Raw genomic sequence first — 3,900 nt, 5'->3', positions numbered from 1 at the left:
GGGGAACTTAGATTGGCACCCGGAAGATGTATTTAAAAAAGACAAACTTTTAAGGTCTCAAGCAAGATTGTACAGACTTGGTTATTACAATATGATTGGGTTTGACCCACAGGTAAAGTCTGACGATGAGATGGATTTAGAGACAAAGGTAAATGAAAGATTTACAGGTCAGATGTCTATAGGTGCAGGATACAGCCAACAAACAAACTTATCATTCTTTGCATCAATTAGAAAAGGAAACTTCTTAGGTACTGGCGATACTTTAGGACTATCATTAACCGTTGGTTCAAAGTACAGAAATAACTCTCTAAACTATCTACATAGATGGGCGTTTTATAAGCCGTTAGACCTTGGACTAAATTTATATGATTCATATGTAAACTATACAACGTTTATCTCTACAAAAAAAGGTTTTTCTCCTACCTTATCTTACGAATTTAAAGAATTTTGGAGGACAGGCGTTGGTCTGACCTTAGAAAAAGGCGAGTACAAAGATATTTTAGATACTGCCTCAACATACATTAAAAAGCAAGCCGGAAAGTATGATTTATACTCAACCTACTGGTTTATAAACAGAAACTCAATAGACAATCCTATTCTTCCAACAAGAGGAAGTGATATAACATTGACACTTTCTGCCGGTACCGGAACGAGAGATTTTTATAAGGCAGTTTTTAGTGCTTCAAAAATTATTCCAGATAAGATTTTCTATACAGACTTTATATTCTCTGTCAAAGGTACATTTGGATTTGTAGAAAAGATATCTAAAACAATACCACTTGACCAGCTTTTCTTTGTAGGTGGAGACTTTACAATTAGAGGTTTTGATTGGGGTAGAGCCGGTCCATTGGATGAAAACAAAGACCCGGCTGGAGCAAAAAGAGAGATTATCTTAAACTACCAATTAGCACATCCAATCGTAGAAAGATTTTTATGGGGATACGTATTTTTAGACCAAGGTAAAGGCTATGACAAAGGCAATCCATTTTCCAACATGTATTACTCCACAGGCGTGGGCTTAAAAATCATTACTCCATTTGCACCCATAGAGCTTTATTATGGTAAAGTTTTAAATCCACCATCCGGTGTAAGCAGCTCAAGATTTGGATTTATTTTAGGTACATTCTTCTAATGAAGAGAGAGTGTTGTAAAAATTTTTGTAAGCTTTTCCTTGATTGTCATCCTGAGGACGTAAGTCCGAAGGATCTCTTCTTTAAAAAGTGAGAAAGTGAATAAGCGAGAGAGAGAATGAAGATTCTTCACTAGCTTCAAAATGACATTGGTTGAGCTTTCATCGTCATCCTGAACGAAGTGAAGGATCTCTTTTTTGATTTTTTTTCTTTCAAATGTCAAAGAGGGCGGAGATTCTTTGCACAGCTGCAGAAGACATTGCTATTCATTTCTTTGTCATCCTGAGGCTGTAAGCCGAAGGATCTACTCTTTTAAAAAATAAGAATTAGAGAAGTGAGAAGTAAAAGTTATTTAGCTCGACTACAGAATGACGATTAAAAAGATTAATTAATTTTTTGACTTAGTTAAAATTTGGTATACTAATAAGGAGGAGATAGATGAAAAAATTTTTAGCAGTTTTAACTTTATTATTTTTAGCTTTTGGATACTCAAATGCAACAAATGTTGCCTATGTTGATATGGAAAAAGTGATGAATCAATCTGCAAAAGGAAAGAAGTATAAAGCAGAGTTGGATGCAAAGTTAAAATACTATCAAAATAAAGCAAAAGAACTACAAAACAAAATTACATCTTTACAAAGCCAGCTAAACTCTTCAGCTTTAAATCAAAAAGCTAAAGAAGATAAGATGAAGGAACTTAGAGAAGCAGCAAGACAGCTTCAAAATCTTGAAATCCAGGCAAATGAAGAGCTTGCGAAAATGAAAGCAGAAGCAGAAAAGAATATGGTAAGTGACATAAAAGCAATAGCGCAAAAAATAGCAAAAGATAAAAATCTTGATTTAATTCTTTACGGCGGTTTAATCAGCGGTGTACTCTATGCAGATAAAAAATTAGACATTACAGACGAAGTGCTTAAAGAATATAATAAGTAGATAAATTAGCTATGAATGACTTACAACCTCACGACCAATTTTTTAAACAGATATTTTCTGAGCCAAAGAGAGTTAAAAGCCTGCTTGATATATTTTATCCCAGAGCTATCTCAAAAGATAGACTTAGAAAGTATAAGATTATTAAACAGTGAAAAATACTCACAGAAGGTAGGAAAATCGCTTCTTGACCTTTTGTATGAATGCAAAATAGAAAACGAAAAAAGCTTTATAAGAATCATATTTGAACACAAATCTTACATAGATAAAAACCTACCAAGCCAGCTTTTATACTACAATGGGATATTATGGGAAGAAACAGGAGAGTATGAAGAGTATCCACCAATAATCAACATTGTCTTGTATCATGGTAAAAGAAAATGGAATATACCAACCACACTACCAAAGACTAACTCAGAAACTATAGAAAGATTTACAAACAAACTTAACTATCACTTAATAGACCTTTCAAAGGTAGCTGATGAAGAGATGATAAATAAACTCTACATAGACTTTTGCACAGTGTCAGCACTTCTTACAATGAAGCATATTTTCGAAGATTTAAGAAAGTATAAACATATTTTAAAGAAGGTTTTTGAACGCCATCAAGATGGTTGTGTTTTTATCATTTTAGATTATATTTCAGTTGTAAACAACCCACAAGAAGTTGAAAATGTGTTAAAAGAAATCTTGGGAGGTGAAAAAGAGATGATGACATTAACAGAAAAATGGAAAATGGAAGGTTTACAACAGGGTTTACAACAGGGTTTACAGCAGGGGCTAATAAAAGCAAAACAAGAAGATATTATAAAGCTAATCAAGATTAGATTTGGCAATGTTTCTGAAAATGTAGAAAAATTTATTTCAGAAATAAGTGATTTAGAAGAGTTAGACAAACTCTTTACAAAGGCTATTTTGGCTAATAGCTTAGAAGAGTTATTGAAGTGATATAATAATTATCAAAACAACAACTATTTACAGGAGGTTAACAACAGTTGCTATTTTCTGTAAAAAAGTTTAAAGTGAAATGGTTGAGATTGAGAAATGATAACTCTACAATGCCAACTTGAATTTCAAAATACGCAAGACAAGGAAGCGGTATTAGATTTGATGCGTAGATTTTCATCTGCTATGAGATATGCTTATCAAAGATTGTTAGAAGGTGAAAAAAGAAAAGATTTAAAAAAGTATTTATCAAAACTATTTGACATAAACACAAGATACTCAGATGATTCTACATTTTTAACAAAGTCAACTATTTCATCATGCAAAGAAAGAGGTCAAAATCCAAAAAAGCTTATATTTGGTTTAAGAAAATTATTTGAGCAATTAAAGAAAAATCATCTAACAGGAAAAAGAAGAAAAGAATTAAAAGCAAAATGGAAAGAAAGCAGACATGGGAATTTATATTCAAGAGGAGATAAATCAAAACAAGGAAATCTGAATTTAAGATTTGAGTGGATAAATGATGAATTGTATTTAAGAATAAACACAGGAAATAGACAATACATCTACGCAAAAGTAATTAGAAGTGTTGAAAGAAAAAATGATAAATGGATAGAGTTTATGTTTATGCTTGAAAATGCATACAGATATGGAGAATGGTTTCCATACTCAGTTAATCTGAAAATAAAAAACAGCAATGTATATGCTTTTATATCTGTTGAAGAGAAACTGCCACATATCACAATCAAAAAAGACAATGGAATAATAGGCATAGATGTAAACGCATATCCATTTCATTTAGCATTGGCTTTTACACTACAAAAAGGTAAAAGAGGATTGGGATTTAAAGAGAAATTACCTAAGAATTACAAAGAGCTGTTAAATGATTCTGATT

The 3,900-nt window shown here is 32.0% G+C and carries 2 protein-coding genes and 2 pseudogenes; all 4 read left to right on the top strand.

The annotated features are described in order from the left end of the window. A partial coding sequence (locus tag SULYE_RS06795) for a BamA/OMP85 family outer membrane protein (RefSeq protein WP_007547846.1) occupies positions 1-1,132 on the top strand: 1,132 nt, incomplete at its 5' end. A 436-nt stretch (positions 1,133-1,568) separates the two neighbouring features. After that, positions 1,569-2,063, top strand: coding sequence for an OmpH family outer membrane protein (locus tag SULYE_RS06790; protein WP_007547844.1), 495 nt, complete (start codon positions 1,569-1,571; stop codon positions 2,061-2,063). An 11-nt stretch (positions 2,064-2,074) separates the two neighbouring features. Continuing rightward, a pseudogene (locus SULYE_RS06785) lies at positions 2,075-3,008 on the top strand (Rpn family recombination-promoting nuclease/putative transposase). Positions 3,009-3,104: 96 nt separating this feature from the next. Next, positions 3,105-3,900: pseudogene (locus SULYE_RS06780) on the top strand (transposase); the annotation flags it as partial.

Source organism: Sulfurihydrogenibium yellowstonense SS-5 (assembly GCF_000173615.1).
Taxonomy (GTDB): Bacteria; Aquificota; Aquificia; order Aquificales; family Hydrogenothermaceae; genus Sulfurihydrogenibium; species Sulfurihydrogenibium yellowstonense.
The sequence above is the reverse complement of the archived record's forward strand: the minus strand, read 5'-3'. Positions and strand labels throughout refer to the sequence as shown.